Raw genomic sequence first — 17,658 nt, 5'->3', positions numbered from 1 at the left:
CACAGAACGGTGGTTTGCGTTCTAACTCTTACATGTCTTCAAAACTCAGGAGCTACGATGGACGTCGTCCGCATTCTTCTTGCGATCATCCTGCCGCCCCTTGGCGTATTTCTGCAGGTCGGGATCGGCCTGCATTTCTGGCTCAACATATTGCTGACGCTTTGCGGCTATGTGCCTGGGATCATCCACGCAATATGGGTGATCCTGAGGAAGTAGCTGCCCGTTTGCTTTGACGCAAAACCGCTGCACTATTGCTGAACTGCTCTAGCGCGTGAAGCTCTGGACATTGCCGGCATCGACATTGATGATATTGCCGGTCGATTTGGCCGAAAGATCAGACGCCAGGAAATATACCGCCTCGGCAATATCTTCCGGGAACACGTTGAGCTTCAGCATCGACCGCTTGCGGTAATGTTCCTCCAGCTCGTCGACCTCGATCTTCGAGGAGGCCGCACGCTGTTCGCGCCACTCGCCGCTCCATATCTTGGAACCGCGCAGAACGGCATCCGGGTTGACCGTGTTGACACGGATGCCGACATCGGCTCCTTCCAGCGCCAGGCAACGGGCGAGATGGATTTCTGCGGCCTTCGCCGTGCAATAGGCGGAAGCGTTCGGTGACGCGGCGAGACCGTTCTTCGATGCGATGAAGACGACGTTGCCGCCGAGCGCCTGACGACGGAACAGGCGGAAAGCTTCACGCGAGACTAGGAAATAACCGGTCGCCAGAATGTCGATGTTGCGGTTCCACGTCGACAGCTCGGTCGTTTCGATCGGCGCCGAGGAGGCAATACCTGCATTCGAGACGAGGATATCGACGCCGCCGAATTCGACGCAGGATTCGGCGAAGGAGGCGATAACGGCGTCTTCCTTGGTGACGTCGAGCTTCGCCGTGCGCACGGCGTCCGCGCCGTACTTCTTCACGAATTCGGATTCGGTCGATTCAAGCGCTGCCTGATCGATATCGGCAAGCACCACGCAAGCGCCTTCCCCGACCAGGCGCGCGGCCGTCGCCCGGCCGATGCCGCCGGCGCCACCGGTGACAAAGGCGACCTTGCCGGCAAGGCTCTTCGGCTTCGGCATGCGCTGCAGCTTGGCCTCTTCGAGCAGCCAATATTCGATATCGAAGGCTTCCTGCTCCGGCAGGCCCTGATATTCCGAGACCGTCGAGGCGCCGCGCATGACGTTGATGGCATTGACGTAGAATTCGCTGGCGATACGGGCAGTCGCCTTGTCGCGAGCAAAGGACAGCATGCCGACGCCGGGAACAAGGAAGATGACGGGATTGGCGTCGCGCATGGCGGGCGAATTGTCATGCTTGCAGTCGTTATAATAGCGGGCGTAGTCGGCGCGGTAATCTTCCAGCGCCTTGTCGAGACCGGCAACGATCGCATCGACATCCGGCTTGGCGGGATCGAATTCGACGATCAGCGGACGGATCTTGGTGCGCAGGAAGTGGTCCGGGCAGCTGGTGCCGAGCGCGCCGAGCGGGCGCAGGTTGTTGGAATTGACGAATTCCAGAACCGCATCCTGATCGTCGAAATGGCCGAGTTTGCGCTCCTGCTTGCCGATACGGCCGCGAATCTCGGGCATCAGCCGGGCGGCGATGGCGCGGCGTTCGGCAACCGGCAGGTTCTGAACGGCCGCGCCGCCGAAAATCGTCTTGCCCTCGGTCTGGCCAGCGAACCATTCGATCGCCTTATTGATGATATCGAGCGTCAGCTCGTAGCAAGCCTTGGCGTCGTTTGCCCAGGTGAAGAGGCCGTGACTTTCGAGCACGACGCCCTTGGCGTTGGGGTTGGCCTTGACGAAGGCTTCGAGATCGAGGCCGAGCTGGAAGCCCGGACGGCGCCATGGCAGCCAGCCGATCTCGTCGCCGAATATCCGTTTCGTCAGTTCCCGGGAATTCTTCGACGCGGCGATCGCGATGATCGCATCGGGATGCATGTGGTCGACATGGGTGAAAGGCACGAAACCGTGCAGCGGCGTGTCGATCGAGGCGGCGCGAGCGTTCAGGTTGAAGGTGCAGTGCGGCAGGAAACCGACCATGCGGTCCTCGTCCGCGACACCCTTGTAGATGCCCTTCAGCGCTTCCAGCTTGTCCTGGTAGAGCGTCGCGAAACCGTCGAGCTTGATGGTGCCGACATCGCCGCCCGAGCCCTTGACCCAGAGAACCTTGACTTTCTCGCCCGTCAGCGGATCGGTTTCCATCACCTTGGCCGAAGTGTTGCCGCCGCCGTAATTGGTAATGCGCTTGTCGGCGCCGAGCAGATTGGAGCGATAGAGCAGCTTGCCCGGTTCGTCGAGACCTGCCGCGTAACCATCATCCCACCGGTTTTCCAGAAGCCGGACGTTCGCCGCCATATCATCCTCCCATGAAATCGTCATCGGGTCGCGAGGGTTCGCGCCCTTTTCGTCGACCGGTATCGCTCATCAAAACGGAGTTTGTCAATCGAAAACGATCAAATTCGATTATTGTGCAGCGCAGTATGAAAATTTATGATCGTTTGTGATTGACAGCTTTTAATGGATAAGAAATAAATATGACAAGAGGAGGGGCCCAATGCACGAACGCGAACGTCATCGCATCATCTTAAGCGCCGTTCAGGAAAAGTCCGTTGTCACGATCCAGGATATTTCCGAGCTGACGGAAGCTTCCGAGGCGACAATCCGGCGTGATATTGCGGCTCTTCACGTGCAGGGCAAGATCCGCCGCGTCCGCGGCGGCGCCGAAGCGGTGCATCCGCCGCAGCTCGGCAACCTGGCTGGCCGACCCTTCCGGGTTTCAGAATCGGTCAATATCGATAAAAAGCGTGCAATTGCGCGCGCCGCGGTCGATCTCTGCGAGGCCGGCGACGCCATCATCATCAATGGCGGCACGACGACCTTCCAGATGGTGCATTATATGGCCGGCCATCGCATGCAGGTCATGACCAATTCTTTCGCCATCGCCGAACATCTGGTGAAGCATTCGAAGAATACGGTGACGGTGCCCGGCGGCGCGATCTATCGCGAGCAGAGTCTCATCCTGTCGCCTTTCGACAATGATGCGATCCGCAACTTTTATGCGCGACGCATGTTCATCGGTGCGCAGGGCGTCGGCCCGCTCGGCATCATGGAGGCGGATGCCCTCATAATCCAGAGCGAGCAGAAGCTGATGCACCAGGCCGACGAACTGGTGGTCATGGTCGATTCAAGCAAATTCAATCGCCGGTCGAGCCTCATTCTCTGCGCGCTCGACCGCGTTTCTGTGGTCATCACCGATGACGGCATCTCGGAAGAGGCGGCTCGCATGGTCGAGAATGCCGGCGTCCGGCTCATCGTCGCCAGCCCGGTGGCCCAGCTTGTGAAGGAGGATTCCTCGTCGGTCGCCTGAGGCGCCGCCGAGGTGTGGAAGTCTAATCTTAACGGGAGGAAAGTGACATGAAACTCGCAAAGACACTTGCGCTCGGCGTAGCGCTCGCGGTCGCCATGATGGCCGGCACCGCAAGCGCCAAGGACATCAAGATCGGCCTCGTCGTCAAGTCGCTCGGCAACGGCTTCTTCGACGCCGCCAACAAGGGCGCACAGGAAGCCGCCAAGGAACTCGGCGGCGTGGAGGTGATCTATACCGGTCCGACGTCTACGACGGCCGAAGGCCAGATCGAAGTCATCAACTCGCTAATTGCCCAGGGCGTTGATGCCATCGCCGTTTCGGCCAACGATCCCGACGCGCTCGTTCCGGCCCTGAAGAAGGCCACCCAGCGCGGCATCAAGGTGATCTCCTGGGACTCCGGCGTGGCACCCGAAGGCCGCATCCTGCAGCTCAACCCGTCCTCCAACGAGCTGATCGGCAAGATGTGCCTGACGCTCGCCAAGAATCACCTCGAAGGCGGCAAGGGCGACTTCGCCATCCTTTCGGCGACTACAACCTCGACCAACCAGAACATCTGGATCGACCAGATGAAGAAGCAGCTCAAAGACTTTCCGGGCCTCAACCTCGTCACCACGGTCTACGGCGACGACCTCTCCGATAAGTCCTATCGCGAAGCCGAAGGCTTGCTGAAGTCGAACCCGAACGTCAAGGTCATCGTCGCTCCGACGACCGTCGGCGTTCTGGCCGCCTCCAAGGTCGTCGAGGACAAGGGCCTTGTCGGCAAGGTCTACGTCACCGGTCTCGGCCTGCCGTCGGAAATGGCCGGCGCGATCAAGTCGGGCGCCACGAAGGAATTCGCCATCTGGAACCCGATCGACCTCGGTTACTCCGCAACCCAGATCGCCTATCGCCTCGTCAAGGGCGAAACCGATGGCAAGCCGGGCAGCGAAATCGAAGCCGGCCGCATGGGTAAGATCAAGGTCGGCGAAAACGGCGAAGCCGCCATGGCCGATCCCTTCGTCTATAATGCCTCGAACATCGACCAGTTCTCCAAGGTCTTTTGATCTGGAGCACAAAAAGAGCCCGGCGGCTGCGCGGCCGCCGGGATTCCCATTCGACACTGGTAGAAATCTGATGAACGCCGCCTTTCAACAACCCATCACGGACAGCAATACCGGCGATGCGCCCGCCATTCTGGAAATGCGCGGCATCTCGCAGATCTTTCCCGGGGTGAAGGCGCTCGACAATGTCAGCATCGCGCTTCACCCGGGCACGGTGACGGCGCTGATCGGCGAAAACGGCGCCGGCAAATCCACCCTGGTCAAGATCCTGACCGGTATCTACAGACCGAACGAAGGCGAGATCCTCGTCGATGGTCAGCCGACGAGCTTTGCCAGCGCCCAGGCTGCCATCGATGCCGGAGTTACCGCCATCCACCAGGAAACCGTACTTTTCGACGAACTGACGGTCGCCGAGAACATCTTCCTCGGCCACGCCCCGCGCACCCGCTTGCGCACCATCGACTGGCAGACGATGAACAGCCGCTCGAAGGCGCTGTTGACCGCGCTCGAAAGCAATATCGATCCCACCATCCGGCTGAAGGACCTGTCGATCGCGCAACGCCATCTGGTGGCGATTGCGCGCGCTTTGTCGATCGAGGCCCGCATCGTCATCATGGACGAGCCAACGGCCGCCCTTTCCCGCAAGGAGATCGACGATCTCTTCCGCATCGTCCGGGGCCTGAAGGAACAGGGAAAGGCGATCCTCTTCATCAGCCACAAGTTCGATGAGCTTTACGAAATCGCCGACGATTTCGTCGTCTTCCGTGACGGCCGCGCCGTCGGTCGGGGCAAGCTCAAGGAAACGCCGCAGGACGAGATCGTCCGCATGATGGTCGGCCGCGACGTCGAGAACGTCTTTCCGAAGATCGAGGTCGCCATCGGCGGCCCGGTGCTTGAAGTCGGAAAATACAGCCACCGCACCGAATTCCGCGATATCTCTTTGACGCTGCGCAAGGGCGAGATTCTCGGCATTTACGGCCTGATCGGCGCCGGACGTTCGGAGCTCGCGCAATCGCTGTTCGGCATTACCAAGCCGCTCTCCGGCAGGCTGACGCTTGAGGGCCGGGAAATTTCGATCCATTCGCCGCATGATGCCATCAAGGCCGGCATCGTCTACGTGCCGGAAGAACGCGGCCGCCACGGCCTGGCGCTGCCGATGCCGATCTATCAGAACATGACGTTGCCGTCGCTGGCGCGCACCTCGCGCAAGGGCTTTCTGCAGGCAGCGGAAGAATTCGCGCTCGCCCGCAAATATGCCGAGCGGCTGGATCTGCGCGCCGCCGCGCTCTCCGTGCCGGTCGGCACGCTATCGGGCGGCAACCAGCAGAAGGTGGTCATCGGCAAGTGGCTCGCCACCATGCCCAAGGTCATTATCCTCGATGAGCCGACCAAGGGCATCGACATCGGCTCGAAGGCCGCCGTGCATGGCTTCATCAGCGAGCTTGCCGCAGAGGGCCTTTCTATCATCATGATCTCTTCCGAACTGCCTGAGATCATCGGCATGTCGGACCGTGTGCTGGTCATGAAGGAAGGCCTGTCGGCCGGGCTGTTCGAGCGCGATCAGCTTTCGCCGGAAGCGCTGGTGCGCGCGGCGACCGGAAATGCATGAGGTGATGGGCATGGCCAGACTGATTAGAAAGCGTGAAACCCTGCTCTTTGCCATCATCGTCGTGATGATTGCCGTCTTCTCGACGCGGGCCGCCGATTTCGCCACGCCGGACAATCTCGCCGGCATCTTCAACGACACGGCGATCCTCATCATTCTGGCGCTTGCCCAGATGACGGTCATTCTGACGAAATCGATCGATCTTTCGGTGGCCGCCAACCTTGCCTTTACCGGCATGGCGATTGCGATGATGAATGCCGCATTTCCGGGCCTGCCATTGATCGTGCTAATCCTTGCCGCGGTCCTGATCGGCGCGGCTCTCGGCAGCATCAACGGTTTCCTCGTCTGGCGCCTTGAAATCCCGCCGATCGTCGTCACCCTCGGCACACTCACCATCTATCGCGGCATGGCTTTCGTGCTGTCGGGCGGCGCCTGGGTGAACGCCCACCAGATGACGCCGACCTTCCTCTCCGTCCCCCGCACGCCTATCCTCGGCCTTCCGGTGCTGAGCTGGGTTGCGATTATCATCGTCGCGCTGATGTACATGCTGCTGCGCTACAGCCAGTTCGGCCGCTCGGCCTATGCGACCGGCGGCAATCCGACGGCTGCCGTCTATGCGGGCATCGATACCGGCCGCACGAAATTCCTTGCTTTCGTGCTGTCGGGCGCTCTTGCCGGCCTTTCCAGCTATCTCTGGGTATCGCGTTACGCCGTCGCCTATGTCGATATCGCCAACGGCTTCGAGCTCGACAGCGTCGCGGCCTGCGTCATCGGCGGCATTTCTATTGCCGGCGGCGTCGGCTCGGTCGCCGGCACGGTGCTCGGCGCGCTCTTCCTCGGCGTCATCAAGAACGCTTTGCCGGTGATCGGCATTTCACCCTTTACGCAGATGGCGATCTCCGGAACCGTCATCATTCTCGCCGTCGCCTTCAACGCCCGGCGTGAGCGCAACCGGGGGCGCATCATCCTGCGCGACCGCGCCGCAGCCGAAATCAGAACGGAGGCCGCAGCATGAGCACCCTGTCCAAGCGCGAAAAGCGCGTCATTCCCGACCGCCTCGGCACGCCCTTCCGCCGCATCGTCGCAAGTTGGGAAGTGCTGCTCTTCGGTGTCGCGGTCCTGATCTTCATCTTCAACTCCCTGGCCTCGCCCTATTTCCTCGATGCCTGGAACCTGTCGGACGCCACCTTCAACTTCACCGAAAAGGCGATGATCGCCTTCGCCATGGCGCTGCTCGTCATATCAGGCGAGATCGACCTTTCGGTCGCCGCCATCATCGCGCTTGCCTCGACGGCGATGGGCGCGGCGGCGCAGGCCGGCATCGGTGCGCCGGGCCTGGTGCTGATCGGCATCGGCACCGGCCTTGCCTGCGGCATCTTCAACGGTCTGCTGGTATCGGTGCTGAAGCTGCCGTCGATCGTCGTCACCATTGGCACGATGAGCCTGTTCCGCGGCATTTCCTACATCGTGCTCGGCGACCAGGCTTACGGCAAATATCCCGCCGACTTCGCCTATTTCGGTCAGGGTTATGTCGTCTGGGTGTTCTCGTTCGAATTTGTACTCTTCATCGTGCTGGCGATCCTTTTCGCCATCCTGCTGCATGCGACGAATTTCGGCCGTCAGGTCTATGCGATCGGCAATAATGATTTCGCCGCCCGCTTCTCCGGCATCCCGGTCGAGCGCGTCAAATTCATTCTCTTCCTGCTGACCGGCGTCATGAGCGGCATTGCCGCCGTCTGCCTGACCTCTCGCCTCGGCTCGACCCGGCCTTCGATCGCCCAAGGCTGGGAACTCGAAGTTGTCACCATGGTCGTTCTCGGCGGCATCTCGATCCTCGGCGGCTCCGGCACCATCGGCGGCGTCGTCATCGCCGCCTTCGTCATGGGCCTCGTCACCTTCGGACTCGGTCTCTTGAACGTGCCGGGCATCGTCATGTCGATCTTCATCGGCCTGCTTCTCATCATCACCATTGCCATCCCGATTGTGGCCCGCCGCATCAAGCTCATGAGCTCCCGATGACCCTGGAAAAACACGCCTTCAAGATGCAGCTCAATCCCGGCATGGAAGCCGAATATCGCAAGCGCCACGACGAGATCTGGCCGGAACTGGTCGATCTCCTGCACCAGTCGGGCGCCAGCGACTATTCCATCCATCTCGACCGCGAGACCAATACGCTCTTCGGCGTTCTGACGCGGCCGAATGACCACACGATGGCGAGCCTGCCGGAGCATCCGGTGATGAAGAAATGGTGGGCCTATATGGCCGACATCATGGCCACCAATCCGGATAATTCGCCAGTTCAGAGTGACCTCGTCACCGTCTTTCATATGCCATGACCGCCAGTTCCTTCGGCCGCATCGCCGTTCTCGACATCGGCAAGACCAATGCCAAAGTCGTCGTCCTCGACAGCGGAACCGGCGCCGAAGCCGCAGTTCTGAAGCGGCCGAACATTGCGGTTAAAACCGGCCCCTATCCGCATTACGACATAGAGGCGCTCTGGGCCTTCGCTCTCGATGCGCTGAAGAGCCTGGCGCGGGACCCCGGCTTCGACGCCATTTCGATCACGACGCATGGCGCCGCAGCCGCACTGCTCGACCGGAATGGCGCGCTCGCCATGCCCGTGATCGATTACGAGCACGAATATCCGGAGGCAATCCGCGATGCGTATACGGCGTTGCGCCCCTCCTTCGCGGAAACCTTCTCGCCGCGCCTGCCGATGGGCCTCAATCTCGGCGCGCAGCTGCACTATCAGAAGAGCGTCTTTCCGGAGCAGTTTGCCGCGGTCGAGACCGTTCTCACCTATGCCCAATATTGGGCGGCGCGATTGACCGGCGTGGCCGCCAATGAACTGACGTCGCTCGGCTGCCATACCGATCTCTGGAACCCGAAAAGCGGCACCTACTCTTCGCTCGTCGACCGGCTCGGCATCCGCGCGCAGATGGCGCCGATCCGCTCAGCCTTCGATGCGCTCGGCCCTGTTCTGCCCGCAATCGCCGCCGGGCTCGGCCTTTCCGCGCCCGTGCCGGTTTATTGCGGCATCCACGATTCCAACGCATCGCTGCTGCCGCATCTGGTCCGTCGCGAGGCGCCCTTCGCCGTCGTCTCCACAGGCACCTGGGTGATCAATTTCGGCGTCGGCGGCGATCTCGATCATCTTGATCCGAGCCGCGACACGCTTGCCAATGTCGACGCCTATGGCCGCGCCGTTCCCTCATCGCGTTTCATGGGCGGGCGGGAATTCGAGATTCTTTCCGCCGAGATCGGTCCGGTGGACGACGAAGCCGCATGGGCAGCCATCGGTGCGGTGCTTAGCAAGGATATGATGCTGCTGCCCAACGTCGCCCCGGGCTCCGGACCCTTTCCGGGAAAGTCATGCCGTTGGATCGGCATGGAAGGAGCAGGCCGGGAGGCGCGCCATGCCGCAGCCTGCCTCTATCTGGCGCTGATGACGGATGCTTGCCTCGGATTGATCGGCGCCAAGGGCCCTATTGTCGTCGAAGGGCCTTTTGCGCTGAACGAGCCCTATCTGAAACTCCTTGCCGGGCTTGCGGGCCGCGAGGTCATGGCCCTCCCCGGCACAACCGGGACCAGCCAGGGTGCCGCACTGCTTGCCGGCATCCGGCCGGTGCCCGGTGCGCAGAGGCACTTTGCACCGATCGATATCCCCGGCCTGAGAGGCTATCGCGGTCTTTGGTACAAGGCAATGGAATAGGGGCTTTTCCCGAAACGGCACTTGTTCGCTCCGGCCTCGCCGTTACTGTGCACCTCGAAAATCATTCGAGGAGAACAGCATGGCAGAGATATTCGACCCGGGTGCCCTGGCCGCCAGGCTTCACAGCCTCCACCAAGCCGTCCGGCAGGAGGCAACAAGCACCTTCGCATTGCCGGGGGATCTTCAACAGGCGATGGAGGCGCAGAATTTGCTGGCCGCGGCCGATGGCGTGTCCGGCAATGCGTGGAAGGTGACGGTATCGCCGCAGGGCCAGGCCGTCACAGCTCCGCTGCATCCCTATGTCGAAGCCATCTCAGGCGCTGATCTCCCGTGGTATCCGGGGCTGAAGTTCGAGACAGAAATCGCCGTGCGCCTCGGCAAGGACCTGCCGGTCCGCTCGGACAGCCCTTACAGCCGCGCGGAGGTGACCGAGGCGATCTCAACCGTCCATCTCGGCGCCGAATTGTTGGTGAGCGCGATCAAGGAAAGCGGCAGCGTTTCCTTTCTGCTGTTCCTCGCCGACCGCCTCGGCAACAGCGGCTACGTGCTCGGCCCGAAGCTGGACAATAGCGCCGTCGACACCGCCGCCGGCTCACCGCTTAAGGTCACCCATGCCGGCCGCACGATCTATGATGGCCCGGCGCAGCATCCGAAAGGCGACGTTCTTACCTGGCTCGTTGAATACGCCAATGATGGGCTGCGGCCTCAAACATCGTTGAAGGCGGGTGCCCTGATCACGACAGGCACTTTGAGCGGCGCGATCGAACTGAGCGAGCCGGGCGAAGTCGACATCCTTCTCGCCGAGAACAGGCTACGCTTTTCGGTCGTAAAAGTCTGATCTCAAGGCCGGCTTTCATCTTGGCTCTGCTGCCGGATTGAACGTTGTCACGCGCTTCCGACTGATGTAATAAACTTGATATTTTCAAGAAGGTTTACTTCCGGCGCGTGGTCGGAGGGGAAATGAGAATGACGTTTCAACCACGGATGCAGAACAAGATCCAGGGCTTTTCCGTTATTGGCGGCGTGCATCGCCGCCTGTGGAACGGCATCGTCGCCGATGTTTGGGACGTCGAATGCGCCTCTTATGCCGGCGGCTATTATGTCTCGCGGGATCCGCGGCTCTTCATCATGCTCGATAAGCGAGGGCCGGGCAATTCGCGCATCAAGCTGTCGCCAAGGGTGGAAGGCGCTGTTCAGGACACGGAAAAACGGCCGATCTCCTATGTACCGGCCGGCATGGAAGTCTGGGCCGATCTGACCGACGTGCACGCGGTGCGCCACCTGGACCTTCATTTCGACGCCGACACGATCAGCCGCAGGCTGACGGAGAAGATCGATCCGCGCCGCCTGGAAAGCCCACGGCTTCTTTTTTCCGATGAGCGAGTGCTGGCGCTGGCGCAGCTGGTCGCTGCCGAATGCCTCAATCCGGAGCCGCTGCACGATCTCTATGGCGACGGCCTGGCTCTGGCTTTGATCATCGACGTGCTGAAGCTTTCCAAAGCCGTTCCGCGCAAGCGCAGCAAGTTGGCCTCTTGGCAGCTTCGCCGCGCCACAGACTTCATCGAGGAAAATTGCCTGCGCAATATCCGCCTCGAAGAGCTCGCCGGCCTGACCGGGCTGTCGCAATCGCATTTCAGCCATGCCTTCAAGGCCTCGACCGGAATCGCGCCTCACCAGTGGCAGACCAATGCCAGACTCGCTAGGGCCAAGCGCCTGCTTGTCGAGAGCGACTATGCATTGACGGCGATCGCCGCCGAAACCGGCTTTGCCGATCAGGCGCATTTTACCCGCGTCTTTCGCAAACATGTCGGCACCACCCCGGCGAGCTGGAAGAAGGCTCAACTTGCCTGACAGCAACGCTCACTGAGCAATTCTTTACACTGCGGAGAATTGCCCAAAAACGTTCAATTTTCCCCGATCGAGACAAGCCGTTCCGTTAAAACTGAGTTAAGCACTCATCTTATTCAAGGTTCTTCGCCGCGCGTCATTGCCGCGGCGCGAGTGGGGTATAGAAGACATGCATGGGCAGACCAGGGGTCCCATTTTCAAGGCAAATCTATTGGCGGGCGTGGCGATCGCCGGCCTGATAGCAGGCTCCGCCGCGGCGCAGGATGCGACGTCGACCGAGCTCGCGCCGATCGTCATTCAGGGCGGCAGCGATACAGCGACCAGCCCGGTTAAGGGGTATGTCGCCAAGAACTCCTCCACCGGCTCGAAGAGCGACACCCCCCTCAACGAAATCCCGCAATCCGTCTCCGTCATCGGCACCGACGAAATGGATGACCGTGGCATCACCAATAAGATCGACGAAGTGCTGCTTTATACGCCCGGGGTGACCGCGCAGCCCTATGGCGGCGACGGCGATACGGATTGGTTCTACATTCGCGGCTTCAACGCGACGCAGACCGGCGTCTTCTTCGACAATCTGACGCTCTTCAGCTACGGCTTCGGCGGCTTTCAGCTCGATCCTTTCATGCTGGAGCGCGTCGAGGTGCTGAAGGGTCCGGCCTCCGTACTCTACGGCGGAGCCAACCCCGGCGGCATCGTCAATCTCGTCCGCAAGCGCCCGCTCGACGAGCCGCTCTTCTATACGGACATCGGCATCAACAGCAACGGCAATGCCTTCACCGGCTTCGACGTCTCCGACAAGGTCGGTTCCAGCGGAACGATGAGCTATCGCATCACCGGCAAGATCGCAGGCGGCGATAATTATTCGGACTTTTCCGAGGACTTCCGCGGCTTCATCATGCCGCAGCTCACCATTTCGCCGGATGACAGCACGAGCTTCACCGCCTGGGGTTATCTAGCCGGACTCGATCAGGTGCATACGGGCAATGGCTTCTTCCCCTATGTCGGCACCGTCGAGGACGCGCCTTTCGGCAAGATCGACCGCGACGCCTTCTATGGCGAGCCCGGCATCGATGACGGCAGCTATGTGCAGAAGATGATCGGCTACGAATTCGAGCATGAATTCGACAATGGCATCAACTTCTCGCAGAACTTGCGCTACGGTCACCTCGATAAGCATGAAATCGGCCCCTATCTGAACGGCTGGGTCGGCGGCATACCGACAGGCCCTGACTATCAGTTGGCCCGCATCGGCTTCGAAGGCCGCTCAGCCGTCGATTCCTTCGGTATCGACAATCGGCTTGAAGGAGAAGCGGAACTCGGCGGCGCCACGCACAGCATGCTTGTCGGCCTCGACTACAAATATTACCGCCTCGACCATGTTCAGAAATGGCCGACATGGCCGACAACCGCGACGCCGATCAGCGCCACCGATCCGATTTACGGCGCCATTCAGCCGACAAATGACGTCGCCATCGATCAGGTCGTCACGCAGAAGCAACTCGGCATATATGCGCAGGATCAGATCCACTTCGGTGACGGCTGGCTGTTGACGCTGAACGGCCGATACGACTATGTCGACACCGATGCCGACGCAGTCGTCGGCACGAGCTATACATCGAACGACAGCGCTGTCAGCGGCCGTATCGGCCTTGCCTACGAGTTCGATAACGGCCTGACGCCCTATGTCAGCGCCGCGACTTTCTTCAATCCGCTGATCGGCACCGGTGTATCGGGCGCGCTGGAGCCGGAGGAGGGAGAGCAGTTCGAAAGCGGCATCAAATATGAGCCCACCTTCGTCGACGGTTCGCTGACTGCGTCATTCTTTCACATCACCAAACGCAACAATACGGTCACCAATCCGGCGACCTTCGCCCAGAGCCAGCTTGGCGAGGTCGTTTCGCGCGGCGCCGAACTCGAAGGCAAGGTCAATATCAACGAGAACTGGAAGATTCTCGCATCGCTTGCCTATACGGACATGGAAGTAACGGAGAACGAGGCCAATCCGGCGCTCGTCGGCAATTCGCCTTATCTCATCCCAAAGGTGACCGCCTCTCTCTGGGTCGACTATACGCTGACGACGGGCGCCTTCGAGGGCATGAGCTTCGGCGCTGGCGTGCGCCATCAGGGTTGGTCGTGGGCCGATGAGGCGAATACCGAGAAGGTTCCCGCCGCGACCCTCGTCGACGCGGCGATCCGATACGAGCGGGAAAACTGGGGCGCCGCCCTCAACGTCACCAACCTTTTCGACAAGGAATATGTCAAGGGCTGCGGCGGCCTGACCGTCTGCGGTTACGGCGATGCCCGCACCGTCACATTCAAGCTCAGCAGAAAGTGGTAAGTTGACAATCTAAGTTTAGTTTTGCAGGAACCTGCTGGAAAGGAGGGCAAGCCCTCCTCGAGCCGTTGCAGCGCCGAACCTGGAGCAGACTATGACTTCGCCTTTCCTTTCCCTGTCGGGAATCGACTATGCCATCGGGCCGAAATCCATCCTGTCCGGTATCGACCTGACGCTCGAGCACGGCCGAATTTACGGACTGGTAGGCCCGAATGGTTCCGGCAAGAGTACGCTCCTGAAGATCATCGCTCGCCAGATCGCGCCGAAATCCGGCGCCGTCTCCTTCGGCGGCAAGCCGGCAAGCGATTGGGGCGCCCGGGAATTTGCCCGCCACGTCGCCTATATGCCGCAATTCACGCCGGCGACCGACGGGATGAGCGTTCGCGAACTGATCGCCCTCGGCCGTTTCCCCTGGCACGGCACGCTCGGCCGCTTCACCGCCACCGATCGCCGAATGGTCGAGGAAGCGATCGTCCGCACCGAGCTCGAGGATTTTGCCGATCGCCTCGTCGCCGCCATGTCCGGCGGCGAGCGCCAGCGCGCCTGGATCGCCATGATGCTCGCGCAGGACGCACGGTGCCTCTTGCTCGACGAGCCGACCTCGGCGCTCGATCTTGCCCACCAGGCAAGCGTACTTTCGCTGGTGCAGGAACTCAGTCACGAACGCGGGCTGACGATCGTCATCGTGCTGCACGACATCAATCTCGCCGCACGCTACTGCGATGCCATCATCGCGCTCAATCGCGGCCGGATCACTGCCGAAGGCACGCCCGCCGAGATCATGCAGGCCGACAGGCTGCAATCGATTTTCGGCGTCGGAATGGGCGTCTTCCCGCATCCGGTTCGAAACGAGCCGGTCAGCTATCTCTTGTAGCTCATGGCTTCTTTCTCTCGCAGACAGTTTCTGGCTGGCGCGGCAGCCTCGCTTTCCGCGCCCGCGCTGTCGCGGGCGGCGGAGGGCATACGCGTCGCCACGCTCGACTGGGCGCTGCTCGAAACCCTGCTGGCAGCCGGCGCCAACGTCGTTGCAGCAACGGAGCTGCGGCAATTTCGCGCCGCGGCCGTCACGCCTGAAGTGCCGGCGACGGTGGCTGATCTCGGCTTGCGAGGCACGCCGAATTTCGAGGTGCTGCGGCTTGCGCGGCCCAGTCTAATCTTCAACTCGAACTTCTATGCCTGGGCGGACGAGCGCATGCGGCTGATTGCACCGGTGGAGAGCCACGCGATCTACAAGCCTGGCGAAAGCCCCTTCGCGCTGGCCGAACAGGTCACGCTTGCGATCGGCGAGCGCCTGCAGCTTTCCGCTGCCAGGGAGCTGACCGAAGGGCTTTCAGCCAGGCTCGACCGCTACAGGTCTCTCTTCGCCGCCGGCGACGGGCGGCCGGTCATCCCGATCAATCTCGGTGATGCCAGGCATTTCCGCGTCTTCGGCTCCGACAGCATGTTCGGCGAGGTGCTGAAGCGCGTCGGCCTGACGAATGCGTGGCAGGGTGCGACCAGCTACTCGGCCGCTGCTCCCGTCGGGATCGAGACATTGGCATCGATGCCCGACGCCTGGATCGTCATGATCCCGCCGCATCCAGCCGATGCGATCGCCACACTTTCCGCCAGCAGCTTCTGGAACGCGTTGCCGGCCGTGCGTGAGAAGCGCGTGCTGATGCTCGGCGCTGTCAATCCCTATGGCGCGCTGCCGGCCGCGGGCCGCTTTGCCGATCTGCTGGTGGAGGGGCTTGAGCATGCATGGAATGGTTAACCGGCCCGGCCCGGCGCGAAGCGCAAGCGTGCTCGTTCCCGGACTGATACTGGCAGCGCTTTGCCTCGCTGCCTTCGCGCTCCTCGTCGTGACGCGTCCCGAGATTGCACATAGCGACGCCGATGCAGCGCTGCTGAACAGCGTGCTACTTTGGGACGGCATCATGCCCCGCGCCATGTTGGCTCTGATCGCCGGCGCTGCGCTCGGCCTTTCCGGCGCATTGCTGCAGCGGGTGCTGCGCAACCCGATCGCCGATGCCTCCACGCTCGGCATCGCCTCCGGGGCGGAACTGGCGATGACGGCGGCTATGAGCGTCTCGCCGCTGCTCATCGGATTGTCTCGCGAGATGACCGCCTTTGGCGGCGGCGTCGCGGCGGTCGCCGCCGTTCTGGCTTTGAGCTGGCGGCGCGGGTTTGATCCCGTAACCGTGGCTCTTTCCGGCATGATCGTCAGCCTCATCGCCTCGGCCCTCAGCGTCACGCTGATCCTGGCGCGCGGCGAATATGCCATGTCGATCTATATCTGGGGCGCCGGCTCGCTCAGTCAGCAGGATTGGAACGCCGTCTCCTCGCTCGCCCCCCGGCTTGTCCTCGGCTTCTTCGCGGCCCTGCTGCTGGTGCGGCCGCTCCGCATCCTCGCGCTCGACGACGGCGGCGCCCGGAGCCTCGGCCTTGCCCTGCACTCCACCCGTCTCGCCATCGTCGCTCTCGCCGTCTGGCTCGCCGCTTCGGTGACGTCGGAGGTCGGTATAATCGGTTTCCTCGGCCTCGCCGCCCCGCCGATCGCAAGACTTGCCGGGGCGCGCGGCACGGACAAGCTGATGATGACGGCTCCCTTGACCGGCGCCGGGCTGCTTTTCCTGACGGATTGCCTCACCCAGATCCTCGGCGCCGGCTTCACCGATTTGGTGCCGACGGGGGCGGCGACCGCCCTCCTCGGCGGGCCGCTGCTGCTCTTCCTGCTGCCGCGCATCCATTCCGTTTCAGCCGTTGCCGCCCGGCCGGCCGGAGCCTCGAAGAGGCTGGCAAAACCGCTTCAGACCTTTGCCATCCTCTTGATTGCGCTCGCTCTGCTCTTTGCCTTCGTCCTCACCGTCGGCCCTGCCGATGACGGCTGGCATGTCGCGACCGGCGCTCTCCTGGCCGACCTCCTGCCCTTCCGCCTGCCGCGGACGACCGCCGCCGCAGGCGCTGGCGCCATGCTGGCGGCCGCAGGCTTCATCATGCAGCGCGTGACCGGTAATCCGATTGCGAGCCCGGAGGTCCTCGGTGTCAGCGCCGGCGCCGGCGCGGGTCTGACCGTGGCGCTCTTCCTCTTCGGCTTCCCCTCGCCAGCCATCATGCTCGCCGCCATGGCGATCGGCGCACTGGCAGCCTTCGTCGCGATGATCGCCATTTCGGCGCGCGCGCAATTCTCGCCGGAACGCATGCTGCTGGCCGGCGTCGGCATCGGCGCCTTCGCCATGGCTGTTGTAACCATGGTGCTCGCCCAGGGCGATATGCGCGGCTACATCCTGCTGACCTGGCTTTCCGGCTCGACCAACCGCGCCGGCGCCTTCGAAGCCTGGACGGCCGCCACTTCGCTCGTCCTGTTGGCTGCGCCGCTACCCTTCCTCAGCCGCTGGCTGACGATCCTGCCGCTCGGGGCCGGTTTGAGCCGCGCCGTCGGCCTTCCCGTCGGAGCAAGCCGCCTGGTGCTCGCCATCCTCGCCGCGCTGATGACAGCAATCGCCTCGTTCCTGGTCGGGCCGCTCAACCTCACCGGCCTGATTGCGCCGCATCTGGCGCGCCTAGCCGGCTTCCGCGCACCGGGCCACCAACTTGCGGCGAGCCTTCTCTTCGGCGCCGGTGTGCTGACGGCGGCGGACTGGCTGTCGCGCGTCGTCATCTACCCCTATCAGGTGCCGGTCGGCCTCTTCGCCGCCCTGATCGGCGGCCCCTATCTGATCTGGCTGCTGTCACGTCGGAGCGCGGGAGAATAGCCCGTAG

The 17,658-nt window shown here is 62.2% G+C and carries 15 protein-coding genes; 14 read left to right on the top strand and 1 reads right to left on the bottom strand.

From position 1 onward, the window contains the following. The first annotated feature begins 57 nt into the window (after nucleotides 1-57). Complete coding sequence (locus J2J98_RS25235) at nucleotides 58-216, top strand: YqaE/Pmp3 family membrane protein (protein WP_003547831.1); 159 nt, start codon at nucleotides 58-60, stop codon at nucleotides 214-216. A 48-nt stretch (nucleotides 217-264) separates the two neighbouring features. On the opposite strand, the gene J2J98_RS25230 is transcribed toward J2J98_RS25235, so the two are convergent. Beyond that, on the bottom strand, nucleotides 265-2,361 hold the full coding sequence (locus J2J98_RS25230) for a bifunctional rhamnulose-1-phosphate aldolase/short-chain dehydrogenase (RefSeq protein WP_207603555.1): 2,097 nt from the start codon (nucleotides 2,359-2,361) through the stop codon (nucleotides 265-267). A gap of 199 nt (nucleotides 2,362-2,560) precedes the next feature. Between J2J98_RS25230 and J2J98_RS25225 the strand changes: the two genes are divergently transcribed. From J2J98_RS25225 to fhuB, 13 genes are all read left to right on the top strand, one after another. Then, on the top strand, nucleotides 2,561-3,373 hold the full coding sequence (locus tag J2J98_RS25225; protein WP_097588436.1) for a DeoR/GlpR family DNA-binding transcription regulator: 813 nt from the start codon (nucleotides 2,561-2,563) through the stop codon (nucleotides 3,371-3,373). A gap of 47 nt (nucleotides 3,374-3,420) precedes the next feature. Then, nucleotides 3,421-4,416 (top strand): rhamnose ABC transporter substrate-binding protein, encoded by a 996-nt coding sequence (gene rhaS / locus J2J98_RS25220; protein WP_064707154.1) that lies wholly within the window; start codon nucleotides 3,421-3,423, stop codon nucleotides 4,414-4,416. 70 nt (nucleotides 4,417-4,486) lie between these two features. Beyond that, complete coding sequence (locus tag J2J98_RS25215) at nucleotides 4,487-6,022, top strand: sugar ABC transporter ATP-binding protein (RefSeq protein ID WP_207603554.1); 1,536 nt, start codon at nucleotides 4,487-4,489, stop codon at nucleotides 6,020-6,022. Nucleotides 6,023-6,032: 10 nt separating this feature from the next. Continuing rightward, nucleotides 6,033-7,034, top strand: coding sequence for an ABC transporter permease (locus J2J98_RS25210; RefSeq protein ID WP_064707462.1), 1,002 nt, complete (start codon nucleotides 6,033-6,035; stop codon nucleotides 7,032-7,034). Continuing rightward, the gene (locus J2J98_RS25205; protein WP_207603553.1) at nucleotides 7,031-8,038 is read left to right on the top strand and encodes an ABC transporter permease; all 1,008 of its coding nucleotides are present in this window, start codon (nucleotides 7,031-7,033) and stop codon (nucleotides 8,036-8,038) included. Before J2J98_RS25210 ends, J2J98_RS25205 begins: the two co-directional genes overlap by 4 nt. After that, entirely contained in the window at nucleotides 8,035-8,355 is a 321-nt protein-coding gene (gene rhaM / locus J2J98_RS25200; RefSeq protein WP_064707157.1) for an L-rhamnose mutarotase, read from the top strand. Before J2J98_RS25205 ends, rhaM begins: the two co-directional genes overlap by 4 nt. Further along, on the top strand, nucleotides 8,352-9,731 hold the full coding sequence (locus tag J2J98_RS25195) for an FGGY-family carbohydrate kinase (RefSeq protein ID WP_138395668.1): 1,380 nt from the start codon (nucleotides 8,352-8,354) through the stop codon (nucleotides 9,729-9,731). The genes rhaM and J2J98_RS25195 overlap by 4 nt, the downstream gene beginning before the upstream one ends. Nucleotides 9,732-9,810: 79 nt before the next feature. Beyond that, entirely contained in the window at nucleotides 9,811-10,569 is a 759-nt protein-coding gene (locus tag J2J98_RS25190; RefSeq protein ID WP_138395669.1) for a fumarylacetoacetate hydrolase family protein, read from the top strand. Nucleotides 10,570-10,697: 128 nt separating this feature from the next. Continuing rightward, nucleotides 10,698-11,582: a helix-turn-helix domain-containing protein gene (locus J2J98_RS25185; protein WP_207603552.1), complete on the top strand. Its 885-nt coding sequence runs from the start codon at nucleotides 10,698-10,700 to the stop codon at nucleotides 11,580-11,582. A 166-nt stretch (nucleotides 11,583-11,748) separates the two neighbouring features. Then, a complete protein-coding gene (locus J2J98_RS25180) occupies nucleotides 11,749-13,920 on the top strand; it encodes a TonB-dependent siderophore receptor (RefSeq protein WP_207603551.1) in 2,172 nt (723 codons plus the stop codon). Nucleotides 13,921-14,011: 91 nt separating this feature from the next. Further along, nucleotides 14,012-14,791 (top strand): ABC transporter ATP-binding protein, encoded by a 780-nt coding sequence (locus tag J2J98_RS25175; RefSeq protein ID WP_138395672.1) that lies wholly within the window; start codon nucleotides 14,012-14,014, stop codon nucleotides 14,789-14,791. Nucleotides 14,792-14,794: 3 nt separating this feature from the next. Further along, a complete protein-coding gene (locus tag J2J98_RS25170; protein WP_207603550.1) occupies nucleotides 14,795-15,670 on the top strand; it encodes an ABC transporter substrate-binding protein in 876 nt (291 codons plus the stop codon). Continuing rightward, complete coding sequence (gene fhuB / locus J2J98_RS25165; protein WP_207603778.1) at nucleotides 15,663-17,651, top strand: Fe(3+)-hydroxamate ABC transporter permease FhuB; 1,989 nt, start codon at nucleotides 15,663-15,665, stop codon at nucleotides 17,649-17,651. The genes J2J98_RS25170 and fhuB overlap by 8 nt, the downstream gene beginning before the upstream one ends. Nucleotides 17,652-17,658 lie beyond the last annotated feature (7 nt).

Source organism: Rhizobium bangladeshense (assembly GCF_017357245.1).
GTDB lineage: Bacteria > Pseudomonadota > Alphaproteobacteria > Rhizobiales > Rhizobiaceae > Rhizobium > Rhizobium bangladeshense.
Note: the sequence above shows the minus strand (reverse complement) of the source record. Positions and strands in the feature narration are given on the sequence as shown.

Coding starts and splice junctions, on each gene's coding strand:
- J2J98_RS25235 (WP_003547831.1), top strand. CDS start 58: ATGGACGTCGTCCGCATTCTTCTTGCGATCATCCTGCCGCCCCTTGGC.
- J2J98_RS25230 (WP_207603555.1), bottom strand. CDS start 2,361: ATGGCGGCGAACGTCCGGCTTCTGGAAAACCGGTGGGATGATGGTTAC.
- J2J98_RS25225 (WP_097588436.1), top strand. CDS start 2,561: ATGCACGAACGCGAACGTCATCGCATCATCTTAAGCGCCGTTCAGGAA.
- rhaS (WP_064707154.1), top strand. CDS start 3,421: ATGAAACTCGCAAAGACACTTGCGCTCGGCGTAGCGCTCGCGGTCGCC.
- J2J98_RS25215 (WP_207603554.1), top strand. CDS start 4,487: ATGAACGCCGCCTTTCAACAACCCATCACGGACAGCAATACCGGCGAT.
- J2J98_RS25210 (WP_064707462.1), top strand. CDS start 6,033: ATGGCCAGACTGATTAGAAAGCGTGAAACCCTGCTCTTTGCCATCATC.
- J2J98_RS25205 (WP_207603553.1), top strand. CDS start 7,031: ATGAGCACCCTGTCCAAGCGCGAAAAGCGCGTCATTCCCGACCGCCTC.
- rhaM (WP_064707157.1), top strand. CDS start 8,035: ATGACCCTGGAAAAACACGCCTTCAAGATGCAGCTCAATCCCGGCATG.
- J2J98_RS25195 (WP_138395668.1), top strand. CDS start 8,352: ATGACCGCCAGTTCCTTCGGCCGCATCGCCGTTCTCGACATCGGCAAG.
- J2J98_RS25190 (WP_138395669.1), top strand. CDS start 9,811: ATGGCAGAGATATTCGACCCGGGTGCCCTGGCCGCCAGGCTTCACAGC.
- J2J98_RS25185 (WP_207603552.1), top strand. CDS start 10,698: ATGACGTTTCAACCACGGATGCAGAACAAGATCCAGGGCTTTTCCGTT.
- J2J98_RS25180 (WP_207603551.1), top strand. CDS start 11,749: ATGCATGGGCAGACCAGGGGTCCCATTTTCAAGGCAAATCTATTGGCG.
- J2J98_RS25175 (WP_138395672.1), top strand. CDS start 14,012: ATGACTTCGCCTTTCCTTTCCCTGTCGGGAATCGACTATGCCATCGGG.
- J2J98_RS25170 (WP_207603550.1), top strand. CDS start 14,795: ATGGCTTCTTTCTCTCGCAGACAGTTTCTGGCTGGCGCGGCAGCCTCG.
- fhuB (WP_207603778.1), top strand. CDS start 15,663: ATGGTTAACCGGCCCGGCCCGGCGCGAAGCGCAAGCGTGCTCGTTCCC.